Consider the following 26,626-nt stretch of genomic DNA (forward strand, 5'->3'; position numbering starts at 1 on the left):
GCGTGGGGGGAGTCAACTCTCGAGATCGAGCAGCTGTCGCTTGATGTCCAGACCCCAGCGGAAACCCCCGAGGGTGCCGTCGGTGCGCACGATCCGGTGGCAGGGCACAAACAGGGCGGCCGCGTTGCGGGCACAGGCGCTGGCCGCGGCGCGGGTGGCGGCCGGTCGGCCGGAGCGCGCGGCGAACGCGGTGTAGGTGATCGGCTGTCCCGCGGGCACCGTGCGCAGCACCTCCCACGCGTGCTGGAGGAATTCGCCCGAGCGCTGACGCACGGGGACGGGATCGATCGCGGCCGTGTCGCCGCGGTGGTAGGCCGTGACAGCGTCGGTCACCGCACCCAGTTCAGAGCGGGCGCGCAGGTGGGAAGGGCGCAGGCCGGGGTGGATCAGTGTGCGGAGTTCTTCGGGCGCGGCGGTCCATCCGGACGCCAGGACCGCGCCGTCGGCGGCCACGATCGTGGTGAACGGGCCGAGCGGGGTGTCGACGGTGGCGACGTCGGCGGTCGCGGTGGTGGCCGCGGCGGGCAGGGTGGCGGTGGACATCAGTCGGTACTCACTTTCGCGTCGGTTTCGGTGCCGGGTGCGGCGGCTTTCCGTGATTCGGCCCGGCTGCGCAGTTCGGTGCGCCACAGGTGCATGCAGAGATAGGAACGCCAGGGCGACCACCGCGTCGTATCGGTCAGGTCGATACCGCGGCGGACGGCGCCGCGGCGGATGACGAGGTCGGTGTGCAGCATGATGTCGGGGTCGGCGAGTAGCCGCATGGTGACGTAGTCGGCGGTCCACGGTCCGACCCCGTCGAGCGCGAGCAGATCGCGTCGCAGGTCGGCGGCCGTACGGCCCTGGTGCAGGACCAGGTCGCCGGAAGCGAGCGCCGCCGCCGCGGCGGTGATGGAACGGATCCGCTGGGCGGGGCCGGTCAGTACTTCGGCGCCGCGTTCGGCGATCACCTCCGGCGCCGGGAACAACCGGCCGACCGGCCCGTCCGCCGGTTCGCCGAGGGCGGCGACCAGCCGGGCCGTATGCGTATTGGCCGCCGCCACCGAGATCTGCTGACCGATCATGGTGCGCAGCAGCAATTCCGGCCCGTCCACACATCCCGGTACCCGGATCCCGGGAGCGAAACGAGTGTTCGGATCGTCGTGCGGTGCCTCGGTGCCCTCACGCGCCCGGGTGAGCGCCTCGTCGATGGCCACCGGATCGGCGTCGAGGTCGAGCAGATGCCGGACCCGGGCCACCGCGGGCGCGAGATCGCGCATATCGCGCAGGGTCAGTTCCGCCTGAACATGCCCGGGCAGGACCGCGAGCCGGACGCCGGCGTAACCGTGCGGCGTGCGGAGGGTGCGCAGGTAGTGGTTTCCGCCGCCGGACGTGGTCTGCCAGAGTTCCAGGCCCGGTGCCACATGGGCGGACAGGAACCAGTTCAGCCAGTCGCGGTCCAGCGGTGCCCGGTAGGGCAGGCGCAGGGACAGCGTGCCGTTGGCGGCCGGGCCGGTGCGGTCGCGAGTGCGCTGCGCTTCGGTGCGCATGGTGCTGGGACTGACCGCGAAGACCTCGCGCACGGTGTCGTTGAACTGCCGGATGCTGGCGAAACCGGCGGCGAAGGCGATATCCGACATGGGCATGGCGGTGGTCTGGATCAGCAGTCGCGCGGTATGCGCCCGGTGAGCGCGCGCCAGGGCCAGCGGGCCCGCACCGAGTTCGGTGGTGAGCACCCGGGTGAGCTGACGCTGCGAATAGCCGAGCGCCGAGGCCAGCGCGGGGACCCCGCCGCGTTCCACCACGCCGTCTCCGATGAGCCGCATGGCCCGGGCGGCCAGATCCGCGCGGGTGTTCCAGAGGGGCGACCCGGGCGCGGCATCGGGCAGGCAGCGGCGGCAGGCGCGGTAGCCCGCCTGCTGGGCCGCGGCCGCGGTCGGCAGAAAGGTCACATTGGTGCGCTTCGGAGTGAGCGCCGGGCAGGACGGCCGGCAATAGATTCCAGTGGTGCGCACGGCGGTGTAGAACTGCCCGTCGAAACGGGAGTCGCGGGCCGAAACCGCGCGATAGCAGCGTTCGAAATCCAGGGCCGTGATGCTCACCCCACACACGATGTCAGCTCGCGAAGCTCCGAGCTAGCGGAAAACAGACATTGCCGCCGAGTGGAAACCACCATGCATCGCCTCGGCACCGAGGCCGCGCCGACACAGGTCCTGGACTTCGGCCGGCGCTCGGTGCACGCGGCCGGCGTCCCTCACCGAATGAGTGGCAGCAACGTGCATCGGCAGCCGGTCCCCGGTCATTCGCCGATCAGAGCCGGATCACATCCCACGCCACAAGCGCGCAGAACAACAGAGTTGCGGCTATCGGCGTCGTGGTGACTATGACCAGCACGAGGACGATCCTGCGCTCGAACCACCACACGAGACCAGGGTAGATCGAGGCGAACTTCTCGGCTGTCACCTCGCGGTGTGCGCTACGAACGCGGACACCGAGCTCGGTCACCAGCCGGTCCAGGTCGTGCCGGGTGTAGATGGTGGCTTTTGCCCTGATGAGCAGTTTCCCCCGGGTGTCGAGTACGAATACGTTGTGCACGGCCGATGTGGTCGTGAAAGGCGACGGCGGGCCCATGAGATTCGCACGCACCACCATCCCGACCTCGGATCGGGGCCAGCGCCGCACCCTGCCCAGCAGCCGTACTTTCGCGTGCCCGATCTCGTCCGGATCGAGCACCACCCGCGCTCGGTTGAGCGACCAAGCGGGGATCACGACTGTGATGATCACACAGAGCAAGACGACCTGGAGCAGGCTCCTCGACCGTTCGGGTACCCAGACGAAGCAGAGAACCAGCCCCCACAGCACGGTGAACACTCCGGGCAAGCCCCACCTCTGGGCTACCGACGGACGGAGGACGAGAACCGGGGAACTGGATGAGGTTCGCACGGTCACCGAATTCAATCCGGGAATCCGTCGGCCTGGCAGATGTGTTCCCCGGTGAATTCAACGCGAACACCATCTCTCATCATGGTGCACCCCAGGATACGGTGGCCGCATTGTTCGTCCGATGCGACACAGGCCGTGCGGACGCTACGGTGAGACCGGCTCACCGGCCCCGCCGTAACTCGCGCGGTCCTGCTCAGCAGCAGCGCGCGCCCGGGTTGCGTTCCGCGTCGGCGTACCGCTCCCGCCAGTAGTCCCGCTCACTCAGCACCGGGCGATCGAGATGCGCCCTCCGCATATGCGCGAGGTAGCGCTGGTAGTCCTGCCCACCGACGACGGAGTCCAGGTACCGGAACACCGCCCGCGCCCCGCGGGCGAACGCCCGTACCCCGCGGGCCTGCGTCGCGGGCACCCCGCGTGGCTCGGATCGCTCGGCACGCCCGGTCCCGGCGCGCACGCCCGGCACCGCCGCGAGCCGCCCGGTCAACTCCGCACCTCCGCGTGTGCCGCTCCCGGCACCGCGGGCTCGCCCTGCGCGATCCGCTCGTCCCACTGCCGCTGGACCTCCTTCTCCGCCGCGGTGACCAGGAAGCCACTGGGCGCGAAGATCTTCGACGGTTCCTCCGGCGATTCGGTGGTCGAGGTATCGCCCGATTTCACGGTGCGGTAGCAGACCCGGGCCGCTGCCAGCACCACGATCAGCACCAGCACCGCGAAAACGATGGACAGCACACCCTGGATGAACGTATTGCGGATGATCGCATCCACGTCACCGGGTGTTTTCGCCGTCAGGCACAGCTCGCCGGCGTCGCGGGCGGTCCGGCAGATGCTGTTCTGTTTCCAGTAGCCCACCTTCGGATCGGCCGAGAAGATCTTCTGCCAGGACGCGGTCATGGTGACGATGAGGTCCCAGGCCAGGGCGATACCGGGAATCCAGGCCCATTTCGTCAGGCCCTTCTTCACCAGGATCGTCAGCACCACCACCAGCGCGATCGCGGCCAGCAGTTGGTTCGCGATACCGAACAGCGGGAACAGCGCGTTGATCCCGCCCAGCGGATCCGTCACACCCATCAGCAGGATCGATCCCCAGGCTGCCACCACGACCGCCGAGCACACCCACGCGCCCACCCGCCACGACGGATCGGCGAACCTACGCGCCGGGCCGCGCAGGTTGCCCAGCGAATCGGACAGCATGAACCGCGCCACGCGGGTGCCCGCGTCGATGGTGGTCAGGATGAACAGCGCCTCGAACATGATCGCGAAGTGGTACCAGAACGACTTCATCCCGGCGCCGCCGAGGAACCCGGCGAACACTTCGGAGATACCGATGGCCAGAGTCGGGGCGCCGCCGGTGCGGGAGATCACCGATTCCTCACCCACATCGGCCGCGGCCTGGCTCAGTTCGGCGCCGGTCGTCGGCGGACCGGAGAGGCCCAGGCCGTTCGTGTAGGCCGCGGCGGTTTCCGCGGTGCCGCCGGTCGCGCCGGCCGGGGCGTTCATGGCGAAGTACAGATGCTGGTCGATGATCGACGCCGTGATGATCGCCATCACCGCCACGAACGATTCCATCAGCATGCCGCCGTAGCCGATCACCTTGGCATGCGATTCCTTCTCCAGCAGTTTCGGCGTGGTACCCGAGGACACCAGCGCGTGGAAACCGGACAGCGCACCGCAGGCGATGGTGATGAACAGGAATGGGAACAGGCTGCCCGCGAAGGCTGGACCGGTGCCCGAGGTGGCGAACTCCGAGACCGCGGGCGCCTTCAGCACCGGCAAGGTCACCAGGATGCCGACCGCGAGCAGGCCGATGGTGCCGATCTTCATGAAGGTCGACAGATAGTCGCGCGGGGCCAGCAGCAGCCATACCGGCAGCACGGAGGCGACGAAACCGTAGCCGATCAGCATCCACGAGATGGTGACGGGATGGAAGGTGAACCAGCCGGCCCAGGTGTCGTTGTGCGAGACCCAGCCACCCGCGACGATCGCCAGGATCAGCAGGACGAAACCGATCGCCGAGATCTCACCGACCCGGCCCGGTCGCAGATACCGCAGGTACACGCCCATGAAGAGGGCGATCGGGATGGTCATCGCGATGGAGAAGACACCCCATGGGCTGTGCGCCAGCGCGTTCACCACCACCAGTGCCAGCACCGCGAGCAGGATCATCATGATCACCAGGACGCCGATGATGGCGGCCACACCGCCGATGACCCCGAGTTCGTCGCGCGCCATCTGCCCGAGACTGCGCCCGCGCCGTTTCATCGACACCCACAGCACCAGGTAGTCCTGCACCGCGCCGGCGAACACGACGCCGACGATGATCCAGATGGTGCCCGGCAGGTACCCCATCTGCGCCGCCAGCACCGGCCCGACCAGTGGCCCCGCCCCCGCGATGGCCGCGAAATGATGCCCGAAGAGAACCCGGCGGTCCATCGGCATGAAGTCTTTGCCGTTGTCCAGGATCTCGGCCGGAGTCGCCAGGTCGTCTCGGGGTCTGACGACCTTGTATTCGATGAGCCGCGCATAGAAGCGGTAGGCGACGATGTAGGTACACACCGCCGCGATCACGATCCACACGGCGTTCACGGATTCACCCCGTGCGATCGCGAGGATCGTCCAGGCCACGGCGCCGAGTACCGCGATGGCCGCGAAGATCGCCTTCTTCGCGGGCGTGATCGGGGACCGGTCGACCACACCCACGGGTGGTAGGTCGGGGTCGGTCTTGAGATATTCGATAGTCCCCATCGGGCAACTCCTGTACAGCGAGCTGGAACATGCCGGCCACACGAACGTAACCGATGGCCGTTCGGCGCTTCGGCGGTTGCGGTGAACGGTCGTTGTGGTGCGGCGAGCGGAACGTTCCTCTCTCTCGTACTCGGGTAGCTAACGGGATCCTGAATGGTATCTAGCTTGGTATCATCGCGGTATGGCCTGGACAATGCGCTTACCCGATGACGAAGAGCAGGCGCTCAACGCGCAGGCCGATGCCGAGGGACGGTCGAAGAACGAGATAACCCGGGATGCCGTACGCGCCTATCTGTTGCGCCACCGCCGGTGGGATACGCCCCTCCTGACCGACGAGGAGACCTTCGACCTCGGCGGGCCGATCGGTAAAGACGAGATCCACGATGCCATGAACCGGTCGGCGTGATAGTCGTCGCGGATACTTCCGGACTCCTGGCTCTCTTCAACCGGTCCGACCCTGAACACTTCGCGGCCCGCCGCGCTGCTGATTCCGCCAGCGCCCTCGTCGTGAGTCCGCTCGCGCTGACAGAGGTACACCACGTGGCGAGTATCCGAGCCGAGCGCCGCGTAGCCGACGGAATTCTGCGGCTGATAGCCGATCGCATAGCCGCGGGTCGTATCGTCGTGCCGGAGGTCGACGCCAGGGCGATCCGTACGGCTGTCGAGATCCGTGGACACTACGCGGCGATGAACCTCGATCTGGTCGACGCGATGTGCGTATGTCTCGCGGAGGCGTTCGATACCGATGCGGTGCTCACTCTGGACCGCCGCGATTTCCGGGTGCTGCGACCGCTGACCGGGTACGCGGCCTTCAGGTTACTGCCCGATGACCTCCAGTAGCCCCCTCTCCGACCGAACGACAACAGCCCGGTATATGCAGCAATTTCGGTCAACCGGAACGCGGCCCGGCGCACATACAGTGGGGCAATGCGCGAAACCCCCGAAGAACTGGCCGCACTGCAGACCCTGCTCGACACCTCTCTCTCGGGTGCCACAGGTCATCTCCGCTCGATCATCGCCACGGACCGCACCCTGACCGCTGCGCAGCTCACCTCGGTTCTCACCGGTATGTGCCTGCTCACGCTGTCCACGGTGACCGCCAAGGGCGAACCGCGGGTGAGCGGAGTCGACGGGCACTTCCTGCACGGCCGGTGGTACTTCGGCACCGCGCGCACTGCCGCCAAGGCCCGTCACCTCACCGCCCGCCCGGCCGCGAGCGTCGCGCATATGCGCGGTGAGGGATTGGGTGTGTTCACGCACGGTACCGCCGAGATCTTGAACCCGGTGAGTGGCGAACCGGATGCCGAGTGGCCGGAACTGCTCGCCTACTTCCAGGATTTCTACGGCGTCGACGCGTTCGACTGGGACAACGACGTGGTGTTCTTCCGGCTGCGCCCGCACTGGACGACCGTCTACGCACCCGACTTCGCCGCGCTCACCGCGCAGTGATCACGGCGGCCCGGCCGTTCGGCGTCGGCCGGGCCGGGCAGTGGCCACGGGGAACGGTGTCAGGAAGCCGGGCTCGGTGCACTCGGTCGTCGCTCGGTGGACCGTCGGGTGACCGCGTCGGCCACCTCGTCGAGCGCGGCGCGGATCATCGCGCCGTAGGCGTCGTCGGGAAGGGCGTCCAGCCGTTCGCGTGCGGCCGCGAGCCGTTCTGCGGCGGCGTCCCACGATCCGAGGCAGCGATAATTGTCGGCCAGGTTCAGGTGCAGCGACGGATAGAACCCCGCGACCTGCAAATTCGCATGGTGTCGCTGCACCCTGTCGTCGGAGAGGGCGTCGGCCGCGTCGAGGGCGCGAATATCCCAGGCCAACGCTTGGGCGGGATCGTCGTAGAGATCGGCCAGGTAGTGCGCGAGGGTGCAGCGGTGCAGGGGGTCGCCGGTGACGCCGATACCGTGCCAGAGCTCGCGGAGACGCTCGCGGGCGGCGGCAGTGTCCCCGGACCGGCCGAGTGTGACAGCCGCGGTGATCGCGTTCATGGTGGCGTCGGAGGAGAGTTGGTCGGTGGTGGTCATCTCGGGGTTCCGTTCTCGTCGGCAACTGCGGGGTCGGCCGGCATGGCCAGGGTGGTGAGGTCGCCGTTGTCCGCGGACCGGACGACCATCGGATCGGTGCGGCCGCCGATATCCAGCCGCACATCGGGGCCGATGGCGGTGGCGACGGCCGGGTGCAGGATGGTGAACCCGAAGACGAGTTGGCTGTCGGGGCCGGTGACCCACGCGGACACTTCGGCCGGCGGCTCGCCTCCGGTGCCCGAGACGGTGAGGGTGCCCGCCGCGGTCGTCACCCACAGGTACCGGTCGCGCTGTTGTTCCAGCGCGCGCATCAGGTCGTGTTTGGCGACCACGGCGTGGGTGGGCGCCGCCGGCAGCGCGGCCAGCAGCCCGCGGTGGTCGGGAAACGGCTCGGCCAGCGTCCGGCAGCTGCGTACGGCGCCGTCGGTGGAGCGAAACCGGACGCTGTGTTCACCGGCTTCTATATCGATGGAGTGGGTATTGCGGATCTCCGGCAGCGCCGCGCTCAGGTCGGCGCCGTCGACCGTGGCGGCCCATTCGGCGGATCCGGGCTGTTCGGGGACCAGCGTGCGGGTGGAGAGCCGGTAGCGGTCGGTGGCGGTGAGGGTGAGCGATTCGGGCGTCGCCTCGAGCCGCACCCCGGCCAGCACCGGCAGCTCGGGGTCGGTGCCGGTGGCGGCGAGTACCTGCTCGACCGCCGCCGCCAGCACCGGCCCCCGCACCGTCGCCACCCACCAACCGGAGGGTTCGCCGAGCGCGGCCTTGACCACTTCGGCGGTCCGCCGTGCCTGCCGGGTCCGCTGAAGCAACCCCGCCATATGGTCGTCGATGAGCCCGGCCGCGGTATGCGGGTCGCTGGCGAGCACGCGGGCGATCTCGTCCAGCGGCATTTCGATGGCGCGCAGGCGGCGGATGGTCACCGCGCGCTCGACCTGGGCGGGTGCGTAATAGCGGTATCCGGTGGTCGCGTCGACCCCGGCCGGTGCGAGCAGGCCGGAGTCGTCGTAGAAGCGCAGCGCGCTGGCCGTGATACCGCACGAGCGGGCGAACGCGCCGATGGTGATCAGGTCGGATTCGGGCACGCGCCCATCATCGGGCTTCGAGCGACCTGAAGGTCAAGTCCCGATCGCGTTGCCCGCTTCGAAGAGGCGCCGCGGCAGGGCTCGACACCGCCGCGGCCACCGGGAACAGCGAACCATGTGCCGGTCCCGATCCGGCGCAGCGACGCGGTTCACTGCCCTCGATAGGTCCCGAAGCTCCAGTAGTTGCCCTCCGGGTCGGCGACCGTGAACCCGCGCGACCCGTAGTCCTCGTCCTTCAACCCGGCGACGGTTTCCGCACCGGCCGCGGTGGCCCGCTCGTACAGCGCGTCCGGGTCGGCGCAGACCACGTAGATCGATTCGGTGCCCGGTACGCGCCGCTCCGGCAGTCCACCGCCCTTGTTCGCGGTGCCGAACATGATCCCGCCGCCTTCCGGCCAGCGCATTTCGGCGTGTTCGATTACCGACGGGTCCCCTTCGCGGGCGTACATGGCCGTCAGCTCGAAGCCGAACGCCCGGACCAGGAAGTCCGCGGTGCCGCGGGCATCGGTGAAGGCCAGGCACGGCCAGACGGCGGGTGCGGGTGTGGTGGTCGTGGTGGTTTTCTCGGTTGCGGTCATGGTTTCAGCCTGGCCCGCCGGTGATCTCCGGGTCTTGGACGGATGGAATCTCCTCGGCCAGCCACTGCGTGGGGCTGCATCCGGCCAGCCGGGCGAACTCCCGGTTGAGATGCGGCTGGTCGTAGTAGCCGCAGGTGGCGGCGACCTGGGCGATGGAGACGAACGACGGCGTGTGCAGCAGCATCTGTTTGGCCCGCTCGAATCGAGCCACCCGCCCGGCCACCTTCGGGCTCAACCCGAACTCGCTCGTGAAACGTTTGGTGAGGTACTGGCGGCTCCACCCGACCCGTTCGGCGAGCGGTTCCACACCCATCGTCCCGTGCGACCCCGTCACCGCCCGCCACGCCCAGCTCAGTTCCGGCACCACCGACCGTTCGGGGACCAGCAGCCGGGTGAGCACGCGGTCGCACGCCGCGAACCGCTGCGGCCAGCCCGGCTGCTCCTGGAGTTCCTCCCACAGTTGCCGTCCCGGCGCGCCGATGAGGTCGGCGAACTCGATCGAGGTACTCCACAGTTCCGCCGCGGGCAGCCCGAACAGGGCCCGGCTGCCCAGCGGGGTGAGCTTGATGGCCACCCCCTCCTGGGTGCCGTCGTGCGCGATCATCGCCGGACCGTCCTGGAGTCCGCTGAGCACGCAGCGGTAGTCGTCCGGTGATTGGCGGGCATCGGTCTGGCTGATCACATCGATGTCGGGTCCGATGGCGACGATGAACGTCATATGTCGTGAGGGCAGCCCGCGGTGCAGACCTGCCTCGTATCCGGTCATCCGATATCCGATGTACCGGTCGATGAAGGCGGCCAGTGCGGGGGCCGGGTAGGCCGTCACCACCTGCGAGGTCGGCTTCATGGACTCACGGTACGCCGACCTGCCGACATACTTCGCCGTCCGCGCCGTCCAGCACGAACGGGCCACCGAACTCCTCGACATCACCGGGCAGCCCGGCGACCACCTGAAGTTCGCCGCCTTCTCCGCCGCCCTCCGTGCCGGCGCCCGCGCGCACGCCCCGGCCGACCGTCACCCGCGGCACTCACCCGCGTAGACTGCTGTCCTCGTGAGTCTCACCCTCGGAATCGTCGGCCTGCCCAACGTCGGAAAATCGACGCTGTTCAATGCGCTGACCCGCAACGACGTGCTCGCCGCGAACTACCCGTTCGCGACCATCGAGCCCAATGTCGGTGTGGTTCCGCTGCCCGATCCCCGCCTGGACAAGCTCGCCGAAATCTTCGACTCGGCCCGCACTGTCCCCGCGACGGTCTCCTTCGTCGATATCGCCGGCATCGTGAAGGGCGCCTCCGAGGGTGCCGGCCTCGGCAATAAATTCCTCGCCAACATCCGCGAAGCCGACGCCATCTGTCAGGTCGTCCGCGTCTTCGCCGACGACGATGTGGTGCACGTCGACGGCCAGGTGAACCCGGCCTCCGATATCGAAGTCATCGAAACCGAACTGATCCTCGCCGACCTGCAGACCCTCGAGAAGGCCGTCGTCCGCCTGGAGAAGGAAGCCAAGGTCAAAAAGGACCGCAAGCCCTACGCCGACGCCGCCAAGCAGGCCCAGGAGATCCTCAACAGCGGCCGCACGCTGTTCGCGGCCGCGAAAGAAGTCGACGGGGAGCTGCTCAGGGAACTGTCCCTGCTCACCACGAAGCCGTTCCTGTATGTCTTCAACGCCGACGAGTCGGTGCTCAGCGACGAAGCCAGGGTCGCCGAACTGAAAGCCTCCGTGGCGCCGGCCGATTCGGTGTTCCTGGACGCCAAGGTCGAATCCGAGCTCCTCGAACTCGACGAGGAATCCGCCACCGAACTCCTGGAATCCATCGGCCAGGCCGAACCCGGCCTGCACGCACTGGCCCGGGCCGGGTTCCACACCCTCGGCCTGCAGACCTACCTCACCGCCGGCCCGAAAGAGTCCCGGGCGTGGACGATCCACCAGGGCGACACCGCGCCGAAGGCGGCCGGTGTCATCCACACCGATTTCGAGCGCGGCTTCATCAAGGCCGAAGTGGTGGCCTTCGACGACTTGGTCGAGGCAGGGTCCATGGCAGCGGCGAAGGCGGCGGGCAAGGTCCGGATGGAGGGCAAGGACTACGTCATGGCCGACGGCGACGTGGTCGAGTTCAGATTCAACGTGTGAGAAGTCTGGCAAAAGGCTGTCCGAACTGCGGCGGAGCGGGTTGGGCGGCCTTTACGGCCCGCGCAGAGCCCGCAGCGTGCCGGCTGAGTCCGGCCACGCGGGGGAGCGGTTACGCCGCTTCGTTGACCTGTGGCTGGGAATCGGCGGACTGGTCCGCGTATCCTGTGTGGCCTGCGCGATGATCTCCGTTGCCGACGCTCGGCGGCCCGGAGCGAATTGTTCCGCGACAGCTGCCAGGTCACGATTGGCCTGGGGAGCCCAATCCGGCTCGGGCTCGTATGAGGTGGCTGCTTCCCACGGGCCGAATCCGTCGGCCAGCACGCTCTCTCTCGGGTCTGCACAAGATCTCTTGGCCATGGACCCCAGTGGGCGTAATGGAGCGGACTTGTGGCAGTAGCCCTGGTGCAGGGCCCGCAGGGCTCGGTGGCTTTGGTACTCATGCCCGAGTTGTAGTCCCGGTACGGTTGGGTGGCCCTGTGACACCCGCTCGATATATAATCGGTCATATAGCAAACGGGAGGGGTAATCATGGCAGTCACCAGCGTCGACCTGGATCCGCAGCTCATCGAGCGTGCCCGAGCGCTCACGGGCGAGCGATCCAACCGAGCCGTCCTCGACCTCGCGTTGCGCCGGCTCATCGCCTCGAAGCAGAAGGGCGCGATGATCGACGGTATCGCAGGACTGGCCGACCTCGACAACGAACTCGGCGCGCCGGTGGTCCCTCCTTGCGGGTCCCAGTCCTCGTGACCGACTACCTGGTCGACAACTCGGTCTGGGCGAGGCTGGCCACTGGGGACCCGGGTATCACTGCGCGCCTGCGGCGTATCGAGCGAGCGCCGGCCGACCTGTTCGTCACCTGCCCGCCGCAGGTGCTCGAGTTCTGCCACAGCGCCCGGACGCCCGAAGAGCACGCGGACTACCGAGAGCAGATCTCCCTCGGGTTTCCGCTCGAGCATGCACCCGACGAATCGCTCGTGCTCGACATCCAGGCAGCACTATGGAACGCGGGGCTTGTCCGGGCGGCCGGCTCGCACGACATCCTCATCGCCGGCTACGCCATCGTGAACGATGCGACCGTGCTTGCCGCGGACCACGACTTCGAGCACATCGCGAGGGTGTCCGACCTGCAGTGCGAATATGTCGCACCTTCGCCATGACGTTGCTCGGTGCCGAAACGCGGTCGAGTTCCGCTTCAACGTGTAGCTGCTCAGCCTCTGCGAAGAAGTAGGGCCGCGTTTGTAGCGCTGCTGGTGGAGACTCTGGTGAGCCCCTATCCGGGTGGGGGCTCGCCGTTTCGGCTGTACCGCCCCCGGCCGGTTCGGTCAGTGCGCTACGACCGTGCGAGCTGTGGTGGAAACCAACGTGATCGGCGTCATCCGTGTCACCACCGCGATGTTGCCCCTGCTGCGCGGCTGCCTGAGGAGCTTGCGGAAGTGCCGGGCGACCGGCGAAAACGATTCGCGAAGCACGAGGAGGTTCTGGGAGTCGCCCAGCACCTCGATCGCCGCATCGATTGCGCACCCTGATCGGGGCGGACCTCTCGCCAACCGGCCCGCCGAAGTGGTTGCAGTTGACGATCGCCCTACTATACGATGCCGCTGATTGCATTTTGCAACTACATGCATTGGAGTCCGTTATGCCCCGTACGCGAGTGCACAACCTCTTCGTCTCCTCGGATGGGTATGCCGCCGGTGATCATGTGACATTCGAGGCGCCGATCGGCGGAGCTCAGGCGCTCTTCGGCAAGTTCGATGGCCGCGTCATCCACGGCATTCACGGAATCGACGAACCGGTGACCGTCGACCGTGCCATGTTCAGCATGTGGGGCCAAGGCATCGGGGCGGAGATCATGGGTCGTCGCAAGTTCGGCCCGCAGGCGGGCGAATGGCCGGACGACGGCTGGACGGGATGGTGGGGAGATGCGCCGCCCTTCCACACTCCGGTCTTCGTGCTGACCCATTACCCGCGCGAAGCGATCGAGTTCGACAACGGCACCAGTTTCCACTTCGTGGATGCCGCACCGCAGGAGGCGCTTCGCTTGGCCCAAGAGGCAGCCGGCGGGTTGGACGTCCGGATCGGTGGTGGGCCGTCCACCGTGAGCGAGTTCCTCCAGGCCGATCTCATCGATTTTCTGCACGTGTCGATCATTCCGATCGTGCTCGGTGCCGGTGTGCGGATCTGGGATCACCTCACCGGCCTGGAAGAGCGATTCAGCGTCGAGTCCATCAGTACATCCAGCGGTCTGACGCACCAGCTGTGGAACCGGAACCGTCGCGAGTGAGGGTGTTGCTCCACGCGCTGTATCACCGCTGAGCTGCGCCGGTCGATGTGCTCGAATCGGCTGGAGGGATGACCGATGGCCAGGACTGTCATTGATCTGGACGAGGAGATCGTCGAGCAGGCGATGCGGGTATACGGGGTGAAGACCAAGGCAGCGGTAGTACGGGCGGCGATGGAGGAGGGCGTGAAGCTGCGGCTACGCCGGGAGTTGTTCGACGCCATCGACGAGGGTGAGTTCGAGGATGTGTTCGCGGAGATCCGGTCACAGACCGAGCCGCGGAAGCCGGACAGCCCACTCGAGCGTGGAAAGTCCCGTACGACCATCGACGATCTGGGAATCCATTTCCTGCACCGCCGATCCGCTCGGCCGCATGCCACGCCGCTGATCCTGACGCCCGGCTGGCCGGGCAGCATCGCCGAGTTCGTCGATGTAATAGACGAGTTGGCAGATCCGAGAGATGCGGCCACACCGGCATTTCACGTCGTTGCGCCCTCTCTGCCGGGCTTCGGCTACAGCGACAAGCCGGCCACCACCGGATGGGGAACCGAAAAGATCGCGGCTGCCTGGGGCGAACTCATGGCGAGGCTCGGCTACCGCAGGTTCGCAGCCCACGGTGGCGACTGGGGCGGGAATATCACCCACGGTTCTCGGCGGCAGGTTCCCGGCGCACGTTCTCGGCATCCACACCCTGTTCGCCGAGGCACCGCCCGGGCTGACAACGGAAGGGCTGACGGCGGCCGAACGCGGATGGACCGAGGAAACCCGCCAATTCTGGCGCCACCGCGCGGCATACGCGAAGCAGCAGGCGACCCGACCGCAAATGGAGAACATTTTCCGTCGCTGGAGGTTCCCGAGTATTTCGTCAAGGACCTGCAGGAAGGCCTCGCGGCAATACTGGCCGCCGATCGGTGAACACGACTGCTGGGCGCCGGGCCCCGGACTCGATCCGGGGATGACCGGCGGCTACCGGAGTGCCGCAATGAGCCGGTCGCGGCGCATCGGTCCCGTAGCGCGGTACGCGGCAAGTGCGGATATGCGAGTGGGCCGTAATCGCCCGGCCGACTGCCGGTGATCATCCATCGAACGGTGCCAGGATTATACGATGACAGCTGCCAGGAGCGTCCGTTATCAGGAACTTTCGGCTCATCTGGCCGCTCGCAGCGACATCGAACTTGCCGCGCTCATGGAAACGGGGCAGACCGATACCATAGGAGTGGGTGGGGGTTCGGCAGTCCTCGACATCGACGGCGTGCCGGTGTTCACCAAGCGGATCCCGCTGACCGACCGGGAACTCGCGCACCGCGGCTCCACCGCGAATCTGTTCGGCCTGCCGGTGTTCTGCCAATACGGTATCGCCGGCCCGAGTTTCAACGCCTGGCGCGAGCTGGCCGCGAACATCCTCGTCACCGAGGGTGTTCTGGCCGGTGGGACACAATCGTTCCCGATGCTCTACCACTGGCGGGTGCTCCCCGGCCGCTCGCCGATCGCCGCCGAACACGCCGACGTAGATTCTGTGGTCGCCGCCTATGACGGGTGCCCGGCTGTGCGTGCGCGTCTCGAAGCACTGGCCGCCGCAGCGTCGAGCCTCGTGCTGTTCTGCGAATACATCCCGCGGCCGTTGCCGGACTGGCTGCGCGAGCACCCGGAAGGCAAGGCCGCCACGGTCGAACAGCAATTCTCGGAGATCGTGACATTCCTGCGTGATCGTCAGCTACTGCACATGGACGGCCACTTCGGCAACATGCGCACCGACGGGCAGCGGATCTATCTCACCGATTTCGGACTTGCTACCTCGCCGCGTTTCGAGCTGTCGCCGGCCGAACGTGACTTCGCCGAAAGCCATGCCACTCATGACGCCTGCTACGCCGCAATGCGACTGGTCAACTGGTTGGTGAGCGATGTCTGTGGGATATCGGCGGCCGACGGTGGCCCTGCCGCCCGTAACGAGTACGTACTTCGATGCGCCGCCGGCCACATCCCGGACGACGTGTCGCCGGTGGTGGCCTCGATCCTGACCCGCCACGCACCTGCCGCCGCGCGGATGAACGCCTTCTACCGAAAATTGTTTGGTGGTGATATCTACGCGGAATACCCGGGCGGGTAGGCCGGGTCGGTGCCGCTCGCTTGCGCGATAATTGCTGAGCGGGCGCCCGCTGCTGTCCCGGCCCCTACTGATCTCCATCGGGAGAATCGGTGGGAGCGGTCGTAGGTTCAAAGCGTTCGCTGCGGCAGCGGGGGGGCGGCGTGCTCGGGAGAGTGGGTGCCGCGGGCCGTTCTGTGTTTCAGGCCTGGATGACCTCGATCCTCGTCAGTGCGTTGAACGAGTCGCAACTGGCCCAGGACTGGTTCTGCCCGTACTGCACCGGGCCGTACTTCCAGTAGGTGAACGGAACCGGCCACGCGACGCAGGTGAGTTTCACCTGGTGCCAGGTCGGCAGCTCGCAATTGGCCATCCCGCCGGTATTGAAAACGTTGTAGACGTGACAGTTCGCCTGCCCCACTGGTACGTCGGCCCGGGCCACGCCACCACCGGCGAGCACGGTGGCCGCGGTCGCGCCGGCCACAACGGCACCGGCCGCAAGTCGCTTCGCAGAGAGCATTGTCGAACCTCCTGGTTTGATGTTGTATGAACACATCGCACAGGAATCGCGCTTGTTACCCGAACCGTTCATAACGTTAACCATCGGATCGCTGACAAGGCCGAATGCACCCCGTGCCGCCGCTGGATATCGCTCGGCGAACGCAAGACTCCGGCCGCGGGTGCGGCGCGGCCGACGTGGTCGCCGCTGCGAGCCCGCGTTCGTGGCGGTATCCATGGCTGCGGCGAAGGGCGGCGGGCAAGGTCGGAGAGACAGGCAGGACCACGTCGTGGCCGACGGCGGCGTGGTACCGGCCGGCAGCGACGTGATGGAGTTCCGGTATGGATGAAAGCCTGCGAGCGGAGACGAGCCCGTCGCCACGATCACGCCTGCGTGACTGTCTCGGTGCGGCCGAGTACGGCCGTTTGGTCGATGTGTGGCGCGGTGCGGTGGTGGCGACCCACCACTTTCTGGCGGAAGACGACCGCGTGGACATCGAGAGTCGGTTGATCGATACGTACTTTCCCCAGGTCCGGCTCACGGTCATGGAGGTCGACGGAAGAGTGGTCGCTTTTTCCGGGACGGCCGGCGACAGCCTCGAAATGCTTTTCGTTGCGGCCGACGCCCGGGGGTGCGGTGCCGGAAGCGAGTTGCTCGCACACGCGGTCCGCGAACAGGGGGTGCGGCGGGTCGACGTGAACGAACAGAATGAACAGGCGGTGCGCTTCTATACGCGGCGTGGGTTCGTGGTCGCCGGACGCAGTGACCACGACGAAGCGGGAAGGCCGTATCCGCTACTGCATATGACCCTGGAAGAGTGAAGCCGGGGCGATCGCTGCCCGAGCCGCTGACGTTTCTTCAAGACACAGGTCGTGGCAGCCGCGCGGAGTAGTGCCGCGGATCGTCACCCGTTCGCCGATCCGCGCCCGAGAACGCGAGGCACGGCAATGCGGATTCTGATCTTCGACGCCGGCATCGCCGAGTCGTCATTGCCGGAACCTGCGGCTCAGCCGGCCGGAGAGTCCGCGTCGCGAGGGCGGGCACGCTTCAGGGTGCCGACACTCAGGGATCCGCTCGGGGTGGTCCGCAGCTCTTTCTCCGCTGTGCGGACATAGCCGACGGGATCCTTGTCGACCGGGCGGACGCCCGCGTAGTTCCGCGCCTCGTACGCGGCGAAGGCGACGGCCAGGCGATGGCGATGCGACAACCCCGACAGACGGCGGAAATCGGTCAGGCCCTCGCGCTCTTCCTCGGCCATATGGTCGCTGTTGGCCGTGTTCGCCGCCGCCACGGCCGTGTACCAGTCATCGCTGCCGACCCGATGACGTGCCACTTCGGCGACCGCGTCCCTGATGTCGTTGTGGTCGTGGACAGCGTCGATGGTCTCCGCCTCCACTCCGGCCGTGCGCCGGGCCGCGATACCCACCTGGAGGAGCGCGGGATAGAAGATCTCCTCCTCCGCCTGCGCGTGGAGTTCGAGGAAGGCCGCCAGCCTGTTCCAGATCGCGGAGAGCACGCCGGTCTCCCGGCGATCGATCTGTTCCAGGATCGCGAAGAGCCGCCGCTGCTCGTGGTGGTCGTCGAGGATCAGCTGGGTTATGTCCACAATCCCTCCCTGCTACCGCGTATCGGGTCGGTATCGAACATCAGGACGCGATGTCTCCCGGACAGTCGGTGTGTCCATCGGGGTGCCGACGATAACGCACTGCCGGGCTGCCCGGCTGCCAACGTACCGGCGGCTGCCTCGCGTCCGCCCGAAGATCGAGCACGAGAGCGCGGTCCGGGCGTCGGTGGCCGTGCGCGGTTCGGCCGAATTCATCCTGCGCTCCCGTCCGCCAGCTCGCGGACTGCCTCGGCGAGCGGCTTCCACGCGTGTTCGGGCAGGTCGTGCCCCATTCCGGGAAGTACGAGCAGACGAGCGCCGGGTATGCGGGACGCGATGGCACGTGCGGTGCCGGGCTTGATGAGGGGGTCGTCTTCGCCGTGCACTACCAGGGTGGGCCGGGTGATCTCGGTGATCGGCGGGCCGCTCCACTGTGCCCCGATCTGCCGGCTCTGGGCCTGCGCGTCGTGGATTCCGCTGTCCGGCCGGGCTGCCAACCGCGCTCGTACAGCGGCTTCGTCGAACTCGTGGCGCGGTGAGGCGAGCAGTTTCGCTACCGTGACGCCTGCGTCGATCGCGCCGTCCGGGGTGTCGGGGAACTGCACCCGGGCGAATTTCGCGAGGGTGCGCAACCGGATATAGCGGAGGGCGCGCAGTCCGGTGACGTCGCCGGGGACAGCGTCGGCCGAGGTGACCGCACCCGGCCGGGGTGCCGGAGGGCGAGGCGCTGCACCACCGCGCCGCCGAGGGATACCCCGAGTACATGTGCCGAGTGCCAGCCCAGTTCGTCGAGCACCGCGACCGCGTCGTCCGTCATGTCTTCGGCGGTGTAGTTCGCACCGCGCCGGGTGAGCAGCGCCGTGATGGGGTTTCGTACGGCCGTCGGCGGCAGGTGGGTGGATTCGCCGCCGTCGCGCTGGTCGTATCGCGCCACGGCGAAACCGTGTTCGGTCAGTTGCTCGCAGAATCCGTCGGGGATCCAGTGCCGGTTCGCACCCAGCCCGGTGGCGATCAGCAGCGGTTCCCCGCCTCGCTCCGGCATGTACCGGTCGAACGCGAGGCGTACCGCGCCGTTCCGCGCCCAGCCTCGCGGTTCCCAGGCTCCTTGTGCCGGCATTCGGTACCTCCCATAAAAGTGTTCACTGAACGCAGTTTAGAATAGGGCCTGGCAGGCGCCGTTGAACAGAGGGGTAGGGCGAGTGGCACAGTCCGGGAAGACCGACCTGACGGTCTGGGAGCGATCCGACGGCAGGCGCGGACCCGCCCCCGCGCACAGCCGGGAGGAACTCGCGGCCGCCGCCATCGAACTCGCCGGGCAGGGCGGGTTGGCCGCTGTGTCCACGCGCCGGATCGCGCAGCGGCTCGGGGTGAGCCAATCGGCGTTGTATCGCTACGTATCCGGCCGGGACGATGTACTCGACCTCATGGCCGACGTCGCCGCCGGCGAGATGGACTTCGGGGTGGCGCTGACCGGCGCGGTGATCGACGACCTCACCGCACTGGGCGTCCGGGCGAAGAATGTGTACCTGAAATATCCGTGGCTGGCCGATATTCCGGTCGAGCCGTTACGCCTCGGCCCGCGCGGTATCGACTATCTCGAGTACGCGCTCCGGGCAATGGCCTCCGTCGATGTGTCCGAACAGGTGAAACTGCAAACAGTCGCGGTACTGAACGCGCTCGCCCAGCAGTTCGCTCGCGCCGAGTTCGCCGAGTGGACCGCGAACAAATCGCGCCGTACCGCCCAGGTGGCGTATGTGCACAGGGCCGCCGAGGCGGGCGGTCATCCGTATCTGGCGGCAGCGCTCGCCGCCTCGAACCGTGACGCGGAGCATCCGGGTGACCTTTTCGAACTCTTACTGGGCCGAGTGCTCACGGGTCTGCTGGCAGCGAACTGAACTGGGCGCCCCGAGTTCCGGCGGCGGCGTGAGCCGCGGTGAGGTTGGACTGTGAATGGTTCTCTCGTACGTGCGGTCAGCGGGCCGGGCTCTGCTCGATCGGGCGGCGACCGTGTGCTGCCCACACCGCGTGTACCCCCGCCGGCCCCGCGCCCCGGTCCGTCGCGATGAGCAACACCGCGCAGCCGATTCCCGACAGCACCAGGCTCGACCCGAACAGTGCCGGATACCCGAGCAGTTCACCGACCGTCCCCGCCGCGAACCCCGCGATACCCTGTACCACCACAATCGCGCAGGCCAGCAGTGTGTAGTCGCTGCCGGCATGGTCGGGATCGGCGGCGTCCATCATGAGGGTGAACACCGCCACGGTCGCGGCGCCGCCGAGGATGTGTTCGGCCAGGCTCGCGGTGACGATCAACTCGAAGCCGCCGATGCCCAGTGCGGCGAGCAGGTACAGAGCCAGGCTCAGGGTCTGTGTGACACCGCCGATCAGCAGGGCGCGTCGCCGGCCGTGCCGATAGCACAGCCAGCCGCCCAGGGCCGCGCCCGCGAGCGCGCCGGCGGAGGACAGGACCCCTTTGACCAGGGCGATCTGCCCAAGGGTGAGTCCGGTGTCGGACATGAACGGGCCGACCATCGCCGAACCCATCGAATCGCCGAATTTGAAGCCGCCGATGAGCAGGATGAACGCGAGCATGCCCGGCCGACGCAGCCGCTGCCACCATCCGATCGGCAACCGGCCCGGGCTCGACGGCGCCTTCTCCGATGTACTGCGGATCGTGGTCCGCGGTGACCACCACACCGGAATCGCCGTGAGCAGCAGCAGAAGCGACATCACGACGAACAGGACGCGCCACCCCGCGAGCGCGAAGAGCCAGAGCAGCGCGCCGCCACCGACGATCATGCCGATCCGGTACGCGCCGACCTGGATACCGTTGCCCAGGCCGCGCTGCCGAGGACCGAGAAGTTGGACGGCGAGCCCGTCGGTGGCGACGTCCTGGGTCGCCGATATCGCGTTGACCACCGCGATGCCCACCAGCAGCCAGCGCAGGGAGGCCGACAGGTCCAGGCAGGCGAGGCCGAGCGTCACCGCCGACGCGGCGAGTTGCAGGGTCAGCAGCCACTGCCGGCGGGTGCCGTAATGGTCGACGTAGGGCGCCCACAGGAATTTCAGCGCCCACGGTGCGAACAGGATTCCGGTGGCGCTGATCTCGATCAGCGAGAACCCGGATTCGCGGAGGACCACCGGCAGCGCCTGGGTGAAGAACCCGTACGGCAGCCCCTGCGCGAAATACAGGGCGGCCAGCAGAACCAGAGTCCCGGCGGAGATCGTGCCGGAGCGGGCCATGGTTCTCATGCGGTCATCCTGGCAGAACTCCGCCACCGCCGGCGCCGGGGCGTGCACCGGCGCGATCCTCGCGCGGCCTCCGTAAGTCGATGGACACGAAGGTGCCCGGCTACGCCGGGGTCGGTCGCAAGTCCTGATCCGGCCCGCAGTCCCCGGTGCTGCTGCCCGCGCGCGGTCGCCGCGTCGTGTCGGCGTCCGTCCGGAGGCGAAGACAGGCTGGATCCCGGCCCGCGATCGCGGATCGCACGCGATCGTCCCGCCGGCCGCTCGAAGCACGGCCCTGGCGGCGGAAGTCGCCCGGCCGTCGGATACGGGTACGACGCGTAGCCGGTCGTGATGGTCGGGGGCGGCGAGGCGTCGGCGCTCTACGCTCTCGCTAGGAATCCCGGGGCGTCGCGCGCAATTGGTCGAGTTGCCTGCGGCAGCCCTCGATATCCTGGTGGTCGCCGCAGTCGAACGGGGCCGTGGACCGGCCGAGCGCACGGTAGTGTTCGTAATCTCCGTCCAGGTCGAACAATTCGACCGGTTCCATCTCGCCCGCACCGGTTTCCAGCCGATGTGCCCGCACCGCGAAATCTTGGCTGCCGGTTCGTACCGCGTCCGCCCAATCCGATGTGGTGGAGAAGACGTCCTTGTCGAAATCGTGCAGCGCGGCCGGGGACAGGCCGTCGCATTCGAGCGACCAGTTCATCAGCAGGCGGGAGAACCGGCCGTTGTAGTCCTGCCAGGGGTGGATCGATACCGCGCGCTGCTGGAGTTCGGCGGCGAGGGCATAGGGATCGAAACCGGCCCCGCCCCGGACATTCCGATACCAGTCGCACAGGGATTCGAGTTTCGCCCGCGCGGCGTCCGGTGTCGAAATGAGGTATCTCAAGCCGCCGTCGAGGAGGAAGCCACCGGTGCCCGGTGGCAGGTATTCCAGGTGCGGGTTCGCCTCGAGCTGCGCGATCTCCTCGTCGGTGAGCCGACGGCTCTGGGTACCCCAGCGCTCGCGATCGGCGAAGACTCCGCCGGCCCCGTCGGGGGAGAAGCGCGCCAGGCGCTGGTGGAGTTCGGTGAGGAATGATATGGACAGCTCCCCGGAGCCGTGCCGCCGGGCGAACGCGCGGGCGTCCAGGTAGCCGGCCCATTCACCGTCGCCGAATAGTAGTTCCGGGTGTGGTTGGTCGCGGATCAGGGCCATTCGGTGCAGTGGTTCGTCGATGAGCAGGCTCGATTCCAGCGCGCGCTCTGCTGCCGAACGCAAGCCCAGTTCGGCCGATCGCTGTTCGATCACCGCGGTCACGTCGTCGAGGCCGGCAGCGGCCGGGTCGTCGGTGCTCGCGTGTCCGACAAGGCGGGCGCCCTCCGCATCGGCTCCCAGGGTGCGTGGCGCCACTTCATTGTTGAGTGTGCCGCCCACTCTGCGTATCTCCGTCGCCGTGTAGTCCGCTGCGTCCGCGACCGGCCGGCCGACCTCGGGCAGTACTTGTTTCCGCAAGAGGTCCGCGAGAACAGTACTCGTCTGCACTTCTTCTCCTCGACCTGCCGAGTGGCCAGTTCCGCACCCGAGTATGTCGGCTACCGTGGCGCGGCGTAGGGCGTCCGGTGCCCACAGGCAGTAAATCCCGCCTGCGTACCGCCGCCGGGAAGTCGGTCCTTGTGCTCGGCGATCTGGATGAGGTTGCCGCAGGTGTCGTCGAGGACCGCGGTGGTCACCGGCCCGTGGTCCACCGGGTCTGGGTGAAGCGCACGCCTAGCGCTTGCAGTCTCTCGTGCTCGGCGTGGATATCGTCGACCGCGCGGAGGTGAACGGGATTCCGTCCTCTACCAGCGCGTTCTCGAGGGGTTTGGCGGTCGGGTGGGCGTCGGGTTCCAGGACAGCAGGGTGGCTGCCGCGGCATGTTCCGCACCCGGCCCGGAGGTCGGTCGCCCCTGTCCGGAAGGCCGGAACGGATGATCGGAAAGCGCCCTTCGGAGCGGTGATCTTCAGCTGCCGTAGAAAGTCTGCAACGGAACTATCATGAAGGTATGACCGCAATGGCTCCCGTCCGCGCCGAACCGGACCTGTCGTTCCTGCTCGACCGCACCAGTCACGTCCTGCGCACCCGAATGGCGGCGGCGCTGGCGGAGATCGGACTCACCGCCCGCATGCACTGCGTGCTCGTGCACGCCCTGGAGGAGGAGCGGACCCAGGCGCAACTCGCGGCGATCGGGGATATGGACAAGACCACGATGGTGGTCACCGTCGACGCGCTGGAGCGGGCCGGGCTCGCCGAACGGCGGCCGTCCGCGGCGGACCGGCGGGCCCGCATCATCGCCGTCACCGATAAGGGGCGGGAGGTCGCCGAGCGCAGTCAGCGGATCGTCGACGGGGTGCACAGCGCGACACTCGGCTCGCTGCCGGCGGGGGAGCGGGAGGTTCTGGTGCGTGCGTTGCGGAATCTGACCGAGGGGTATCTCGCCGAGGTGGTGGAAGCGCCGTCGACGGCGCGCCGCGCGCGGCAATAGATCTCCAATAGATTGTCTGCAACAAAACTATCTATTACAGTCTCTCCTGTCGGGTTCCGGACAGGAGAACACCATGAGTACCCACGCACGTCTCGCCCTCGCCGTGCTGTCGGCAGCCACCCTGATGACCGTCCTGGACGGCAGCATCGTCACCGTGGCGCTCCCGGAGATCCAGCGTGATCTGGGATTCGGCTCGGCCGGATTGAGCTGGACGGTCAACGCCTACCTGATCGCCTTAGGCGGGCTACTGCTGCTGGGCGGACGCCTCGGCGATCTGCTCGGCCGCAAGACGATATTCCTGGTCGGGAACGCGGTGTTCACCGCGGCCTCCCTTGTCGCCGGGGCGGCCACCACCCCCGCATTGCTTATCGGCGCCCGCTTCCTCCAGGGCGTGGGCAGCGCATTCGCCTCCGGCGTCGCGCTGGGCATTCTGGTCACCCTGTTCACCGACAACCGGCAGCGCAAAGTCGCCATCGGGGTCTTCGGTTTCACCGGCGCCGCCGGTGCCGCGATCGGCCAGGTACTGGGCGGGGTGCTGACCGACACCTTCGGCTGGCACTGGATCTTCCTGATCAATGTGCCGATCGGGCTGGCCACGGTGGCCCTGGCGTTCGCGGTGCTGCCGGCGGATCGGGCCGAGGGCGGTGTGCGCCGGGCGGATCTGCTCGGCGCCACCCTGGTCACCGCCGGGCTGATGCTGGGTATCTACACGGTGGTCGGGATCGAGAGCCACGGCGGGACTTCGCCGCGCACGCTCGCCCTCGCGGCCGTATCGCTGGTACTGCTGGCCGCGTTCGTCATCCGGCAATCCCGGGTCGCCGACCCGCTGCTGCCACTGCGGATCTTCCGTTCGCGGGCTGTAGCCGGGGCGAATCTCGTGCAGATGCTGACGGTTTCGGCCATGTTCGCCTTCCAAGTGCTGCTGGCGCTGTATCTCCAGCGGGTCCTCGGTTACGCGGCGCTGGAGACCGGGCTGGCCATGTTGCCGGCGGCCGTGGCGATCGGCGGGGTGGCGCTGTTCGTCTCGGCCCGCCTCACCCTCCGCTTCGGTGAGCGCGCCGTGCTGATCGCGGGCCTGCTGCTCCTGTTGGCCGCCATGATCCGGCTCGCGAGTGTGCCGGTGCATGCCTCCTACCCGGTCGACCTGCTGCCGGTGATGGCGCTGATCGCCGGATTCGGGCTGGTGCTCCCGGCACTCACCGCGCTCGGCATGTCCGGTGCCGCGGCCGATGACGCGGGGCTGATCTCCGGTCTGTTCAACACCACCCAGCAGATCGGTATGGCGCTCGGCGTCGCCGTACTGACCACCCTCGCCGCCTCCCGCACCGGCGCCCTGGCGGCGGCCGGTGCCTCCGATGCCGAGGCATCGACCGGCGGATACCGCACCGCCTTCGCCGTCGCCGCCGGTCTGCTGGTGGCCGCACTGACAGTGGCGGTCACCGTGCTGCGCCCGGCCCCGACGGCCGCCCTCCCGGTCAACGCGCCCGCCGCGGCTCGTTCCTGACCCCGGCTCCGATCCCGCACCGATATCCGACCGAACCGGAACGACACGAAGGAACCGATATGACGATCGAATTGCCCGCCGAGGCCCGCCGCCTGCTGGACGGGAAGAATTTCGCCACCGTGGCGACGATCGACCCGGACGGCCGCCCCCAGACCTCGGTGGTCTGGATGGACCGGGAGGGCGACTCCATCCTGTTCAGTTCGACGACCACCCGCCGCAAGGTGCGCAATCTGGCGCGCGATCCGCGGATCTCGCTCACCGTTCTGGATGCCACGAACCCGTACCGCTCAGTGGATATCCAGGGCACCGCCGAACTGATCGAGGATCCGGGCAAATCGCTACCGTTGCGACTGTCCCGGAAGTATCTCGGCGAACAGCCGCCGCCGGAGCCTGACACCATCCGCCGGTTCATCGTCCGCGTGACACCCGAACGGGTCACCGGTTTCTCCGCGCCGGACCCCTCGAAATCCGACGCCGGCCGATCGGCCGGGTGACCGAATCGGTCGGACCCGTCGAAACCCGACGGCCGGACGGCCCGGTGAACCGGATCGGCCGGACACGCCGATCCGGCAGCGCGGTCGCGAGGAACTCGACGCGACCGCGCCGCTGTTCCTCGTTCCGGCTTCCGCCGCGGCCCGAACGTGCCGGGTTCAGATCCCGGCCTCGGCCCGTCCCTTCAACCGCACCAGCCCCTTTTCGAAATCCGGGCCGATGAAGCGGTCCATGGGGAACAGGAAACCGACCACTTTGAAGAACAGGTTCTTGCGGCCGGTCATCCGCCACGTCACTGTGGTGGTCTCCCCGGAAGGCACCAAGAGGAAGGTCACCTCGTTGTGGCTCTCGAACGGTTTGCGGAAGGCCAGGTCGAGCTCGACCCGGCCGGGCTCGGAGGCGGTGATCGTCATCGTCCCGGCGCCCGCCTTCCGGTTGCCCTCCCAGTCGTAGCGGGCGCCCACTCCCGACCCCGGACCGGAGTAGGTGCGCCGCAGATCGGGATCGGCGTCCTCCCAGGGCGACCAATCGCGCCAGTGGTGGAAGTCGTCGATGAGGGCGCGGATCCGGGGCTCCGGCGCGGCTATCCTGGTCGCGCGTTCTACGAGGTACGTACTCGAGTCGGACATACCCTCTTCTCCTGCGGGAAGGGAGGCGCGACGTCACGGGAATGCGCCACGGTCACCGGAATTATGCCTTGCGCAGACCGCCGTGCACGGCTGCCACGGTTCACCCGTTTCGGGCGATTCCCGTGTGCCGGCTCCCGGCCCGGCGCGCCGGACGTCCCGTGCACCAGGGAGGAAGGGGCGGCACCACGAACCCGAATCCGGCGGCCTGCCACGGCACCCGGTACCACGATGTGTGGGCGGTGTTCAGCAACTACCGATCGTCACCTTGTGAGATGAGGACCCCGCGGCGGAGGAGGCCGTGACGCAGGGAACAGCGGGGCCACCCGGT

The 26,626-nt window shown here is 67.9% G+C and carries 30 protein-coding genes and 3 pseudogenes; 16 read left to right on the forward strand and 17 right to left on the reverse strand.

The features are described from left to right. Nucleotides 1-12: 12 nt before the first annotated feature. From NGR01S_RS15515 to NGR01S_RS15535, 5 genes are all read right to left on the reverse strand, one after another. Complete coding sequence (locus NGR01S_RS15515; protein ID WP_063037287.1) at nt 13-543, reverse strand: methylated-DNA--[protein]-cysteine S-methyltransferase; 531 nt, start codon at nt 541-543, stop codon at nt 13-15. Continuing rightward, nucleotides 543-2,081, reverse strand: coding sequence for an Ada metal-binding domain-containing protein (locus tag NGR01S_RS15520; RefSeq protein ID WP_063037289.1), 1,539 nt, complete (start codon nt 2,079-2,081; stop codon nt 543-545). Before NGR01S_RS15520 ends, NGR01S_RS15515 begins: the two co-directional genes overlap by 1 nt. A 208-nt stretch (nt 2,082-2,289) precedes the next feature. Beyond that, nucleotides 2,290-2,859 (reverse strand): hypothetical protein, encoded by a 570-nt coding sequence (locus NGR01S_RS15525; protein WP_157107280.1) that lies wholly within the window; start codon nt 2,857-2,859, stop codon nt 2,290-2,292. A gap of 256 nt (nt 2,860-3,115) precedes the next feature. Beyond that, entirely contained in the window at nt 3,116-3,406 is a 291-nt protein-coding gene (locus tag NGR01S_RS15530; protein ID WP_063037293.1) for a YbdD/YjiX family protein, read from the reverse strand. Further along, complete coding sequence (locus NGR01S_RS15535) at nt 3,403-5,664, reverse strand: carbon starvation CstA family protein (RefSeq protein WP_063037295.1); 2,262 nt, start codon at nt 5,662-5,664, stop codon at nt 3,403-3,405. The genes NGR01S_RS15530 and NGR01S_RS15535 overlap by 4 nt, the downstream gene beginning before the upstream one ends. A gap of 181 nt (nt 5,665-5,845) precedes the next feature. Here NGR01S_RS15535 and NGR01S_RS15540 point away from each other — a divergent pair, with 181 nt between their 5' ends. From NGR01S_RS15540 to NGR01S_RS15550, 3 genes are all read left to right on the forward strand, one after another. Continuing rightward, nucleotides 5,846-6,070 (forward strand): ribbon-helix-helix protein, CopG family, encoded by a 225-nt coding sequence (locus NGR01S_RS15540; RefSeq protein WP_084481071.1) that lies wholly within the window; start codon nt 5,846-5,848, stop codon nt 6,068-6,070. Next, nucleotides 6,067-6,504 carry a type II toxin-antitoxin system VapC family toxin gene (locus NGR01S_RS15545; protein WP_063037299.1) on the forward strand — a complete coding sequence of 146 codons (438 nt, stop codon included), beginning with the start codon at nt 6,067-6,069 and terminating at the stop codon, nt 6,502-6,504. Before NGR01S_RS15540 ends, NGR01S_RS15545 begins: the two co-directional genes overlap by 4 nt. Nucleotides 6,505-6,591: 87 nt before the next feature. Continuing rightward, the gene (locus NGR01S_RS15550; RefSeq protein ID WP_063037301.1) at nt 6,592-7,113 is read left to right on the forward strand and encodes a pyridoxamine 5'-phosphate oxidase family protein; all 522 of its coding nucleotides are present in this window, start codon (nt 6,592-6,594) and stop codon (nt 7,111-7,113) included. Between the two features lie 59 nt (nt 7,114-7,172). Here the strand turns inward: NGR01S_RS15550 and NGR01S_RS15555 are convergent, their stop codons facing one another. The 4 genes from NGR01S_RS15555 to NGR01S_RS15570 all read right to left on the reverse strand — a co-directional run bounded on the left by NGR01S_RS15555 (nt 7,173) and on the right by NGR01S_RS15570 (nt 10,192). Continuing rightward, the gene (locus NGR01S_RS15555) at nt 7,173-7,685 is read right to left on the reverse strand and encodes a hypothetical protein (protein WP_063037308.1); all 513 of its coding nucleotides are present in this window, start codon (nt 7,683-7,685) and stop codon (nt 7,173-7,175) included. Next, nucleotides 7,682-8,767, reverse strand: a complete 1,086-nt coding sequence (locus tag NGR01S_RS15560; RefSeq protein ID WP_063037310.1) for a DNA polymerase III subunit beta family protein — start codon at nt 8,765-8,767, stop codon at nt 7,682-7,684. The genes NGR01S_RS15555 and NGR01S_RS15560 overlap by 4 nt, the downstream gene beginning before the upstream one ends. Before the next feature lie 149 nt (nt 8,768-8,916). Beyond that, on the reverse strand, nt 8,917-9,345 hold the full coding sequence (locus NGR01S_RS15565) for a VOC family protein (RefSeq protein ID WP_063037312.1): 429 nt from the start codon (nt 9,343-9,345) through the stop codon (nt 8,917-8,919). A 4-nt stretch (nt 9,346-9,349) separates the two neighbouring features. Beyond that, nucleotides 9,350-10,192: an AraC family transcriptional regulator gene (locus NGR01S_RS15570; RefSeq protein WP_063037314.1), complete on the reverse strand. Its 843-nt coding sequence runs from the start codon at nt 10,190-10,192 to the stop codon at nt 9,350-9,352. On the opposite strand from NGR01S_RS15570, the gene NGR01S_RS15575 reads away from it, so the two are divergent. From NGR01S_RS15575 to NGR01S_RS15605, 8 genes and pseudogenes are all read left to right on the forward strand, one after another. Beyond that, on the forward strand, nt 10,191-10,385 hold the full coding sequence (locus NGR01S_RS15575) for a hypothetical protein (protein WP_063037316.1): 195 nt from the start codon (nt 10,191-10,193) through the stop codon (nt 10,383-10,385). The two genes, NGR01S_RS15570 and NGR01S_RS15575, sit on opposite strands and share 2 nt — an antisense overlap. Before the next feature lie 12 nt (nt 10,386-10,397). Further along, nucleotides 10,398-11,477 (forward strand): redox-regulated ATPase YchF, encoded by a 1,080-nt coding sequence (gene ychF / locus NGR01S_RS15580; RefSeq protein ID WP_063037318.1) that lies wholly within the window; start codon nt 10,398-10,400, stop codon nt 11,475-11,477. A gap of 528 nt (nt 11,478-12,005) precedes the next feature. After that, nucleotides 12,006-12,224, forward strand: a complete 219-nt coding sequence (locus NGR01S_RS15585) for a type II toxin-antitoxin system VapB family antitoxin (RefSeq protein WP_063037320.1) — start codon at nt 12,006-12,008, stop codon at nt 12,222-12,224. Further along, nucleotides 12,221-12,634, forward strand: coding sequence for a PIN domain-containing protein (locus NGR01S_RS15590; RefSeq protein ID WP_063037322.1), 414 nt, complete (start codon nt 12,221-12,223; stop codon nt 12,632-12,634). Before NGR01S_RS15585 ends, NGR01S_RS15590 begins: the two co-directional genes overlap by 4 nt. 479 nt (nt 12,635-13,113) lie before the next feature. After that, the gene (locus NGR01S_RS15595; protein ID WP_063037324.1) at nt 13,114-13,758 is read left to right on the forward strand and encodes a dihydrofolate reductase family protein; all 645 of its coding nucleotides are present in this window, start codon (nt 13,114-13,116) and stop codon (nt 13,756-13,758) included. Between the two features lie 75 nt (nt 13,759-13,833). Next, nucleotides 13,834-13,956, forward strand: a pseudogene (locus NGR01S_RS33200) (type II toxin-antitoxin system VapB family antitoxin); the annotation flags it as partial. A gap of 45 nt (nt 13,957-14,001) precedes the next feature. Continuing rightward, nucleotides 14,002-14,578 (forward strand): annotated as a pseudogene (locus NGR01S_RS31955) (alpha/beta fold hydrolase); the annotation flags it as partial. Nucleotides 14,579-14,860: 282 nt separating this feature from the next. Beyond that, a complete protein-coding gene (locus tag NGR01S_RS15605; RefSeq protein WP_063037326.1) occupies nt 14,861-15,862 on the forward strand; it encodes a BUD32 family EKC/KEOPS complex subunit in 1,002 nt (333 codons plus the stop codon). 178 nt (nt 15,863-16,040) lie between these two features. On the opposite strand, the gene NGR01S_RS15610 is transcribed toward NGR01S_RS15605, so the two are convergent. Next, complete coding sequence (locus NGR01S_RS15610) at nt 16,041-16,358, reverse strand: hypothetical protein (protein WP_063037328.1); 318 nt, start codon at nt 16,356-16,358, stop codon at nt 16,041-16,043. A 320-nt stretch (nt 16,359-16,678) separates the two neighbouring features. Here NGR01S_RS15610 and NGR01S_RS15615 point away from each other — a divergent pair, with 320 nt between their 5' ends. Next, a complete protein-coding gene (locus NGR01S_RS15615) occupies nt 16,679-17,158 on the forward strand; it encodes a GNAT family N-acetyltransferase (protein WP_063037330.1) in 480 nt (159 codons plus the stop codon). A gap of 185 nt (nt 17,159-17,343) precedes the next feature. On the opposite strand, the gene NGR01S_RS15620 is transcribed toward NGR01S_RS15615, so the two are convergent. The 3 genes from NGR01S_RS15620 to NGR01S_RS31965 all read right to left on the reverse strand — a co-directional run bounded on the left by NGR01S_RS15620 (nt 17,344) and on the right by NGR01S_RS31965 (nt 19,057). Beyond that, a complete protein-coding gene (locus NGR01S_RS15620) occupies nt 17,344-17,943 on the reverse strand; it encodes a hemerythrin domain-containing protein (protein WP_063037332.1) in 600 nt (199 codons plus the stop codon). Nucleotides 17,944-18,152: 209 nt separating this feature from the next. Further along, a complete protein-coding gene (locus NGR01S_RS31960) occupies nt 18,153-18,545 on the reverse strand; it encodes an alpha/beta fold hydrolase (protein WP_218020771.1) in 393 nt (130 codons plus the stop codon). Continuing rightward, nucleotides 18,494-19,057: an alpha/beta fold hydrolase gene (locus NGR01S_RS31965; protein WP_218020772.1), complete on the reverse strand. Its 564-nt coding sequence runs from the start codon at nt 19,055-19,057 to the stop codon at nt 18,494-18,496. The genes NGR01S_RS31960 and NGR01S_RS31965 overlap by 52 nt, the downstream gene beginning before the upstream one ends. An 82-nt stretch (nt 19,058-19,139) precedes the next feature. Here NGR01S_RS31965 and NGR01S_RS15630 point away from each other — a divergent pair, with 82 nt between their 5' ends. Continuing rightward, complete coding sequence (locus NGR01S_RS15630; RefSeq protein ID WP_218020773.1) at nt 19,140-19,835, forward strand: TetR/AcrR family transcriptional regulator; 696 nt, start codon at nt 19,140-19,142, stop codon at nt 19,833-19,835. A gap of 76 nt (nt 19,836-19,911) precedes the next feature. Here the strand turns inward: NGR01S_RS15630 and NGR01S_RS15635 are convergent, their stop codons facing one another. The 3 genes and pseudogenes from NGR01S_RS15635 to NGR01S_RS30285 form a co-directional block, all read right to left on the reverse strand. Continuing rightward, on the reverse strand, nt 19,912-21,192 hold the full coding sequence (locus tag NGR01S_RS15635; protein ID WP_063037552.1) for an MFS transporter: 1,281 nt from the start codon (nt 21,190-21,192) through the stop codon (nt 19,912-19,914). Nucleotides 21,193-21,559: 367 nt separating this feature from the next. Continuing rightward, entirely contained in the window at nt 21,560-22,693 is a 1,134-nt protein-coding gene (locus NGR01S_RS15640; protein WP_063037334.1) for a Fic family protein, read from the reverse strand. Between the two features lie 50 nt (nt 22,694-22,743). Continuing rightward, nucleotides 22,744-23,044 (reverse strand): annotated as a pseudogene (locus NGR01S_RS30285) (VOC family protein); the annotation flags it as partial. A 149-nt stretch (nt 23,045-23,193) separates the two neighbouring features. Here NGR01S_RS30285 and NGR01S_RS15645 point away from each other — a divergent pair. From NGR01S_RS15645 to NGR01S_RS15655, 3 genes are all read left to right on the forward strand, one after another. Further along, the gene (locus tag NGR01S_RS15645) at nt 23,194-23,673 is read left to right on the forward strand and encodes a MarR family winged helix-turn-helix transcriptional regulator (protein ID WP_063037336.1); all 480 of its coding nucleotides are present in this window, start codon (nt 23,194-23,196) and stop codon (nt 23,671-23,673) included. 73 nt (nt 23,674-23,746) lie between these two features. Beyond that, entirely contained in the window at nt 23,747-25,177 is a 1,431-nt protein-coding gene (locus NGR01S_RS15650; protein ID WP_063037338.1) for an MFS transporter, read from the forward strand. Between the two features lie 59 nt (nt 25,178-25,236). Then, nucleotides 25,237-25,671 carry a PPOX class F420-dependent oxidoreductase gene (locus tag NGR01S_RS15655; RefSeq protein WP_063037340.1) on the forward strand — a complete coding sequence of 145 codons (435 nt, stop codon included), beginning with the start codon at nt 25,237-25,239 and terminating at the stop codon, nt 25,669-25,671. A 156-nt stretch (nt 25,672-25,827) separates the two neighbouring features. On the opposite strand, the gene NGR01S_RS15660 is transcribed toward NGR01S_RS15655, so the two are convergent. Then, the gene (locus tag NGR01S_RS15660) at nt 25,828-26,298 is read right to left on the reverse strand and encodes an SRPBCC family protein (protein WP_063037342.1); all 471 of its coding nucleotides are present in this window, start codon (nt 26,296-26,298) and stop codon (nt 25,828-25,830) included. Nucleotides 26,299-26,626 lie beyond the last annotated feature (328 nt).

The sequence above is a fragment of the Nocardia grenadensis NBRC 108939 genome (assembly GCF_001613445.1).
GTDB classification, from domain to species: Bacteria; Actinomycetota; Actinomycetes; order Mycobacteriales; family Mycobacteriaceae; genus Nocardia; species Nocardia grenadensis.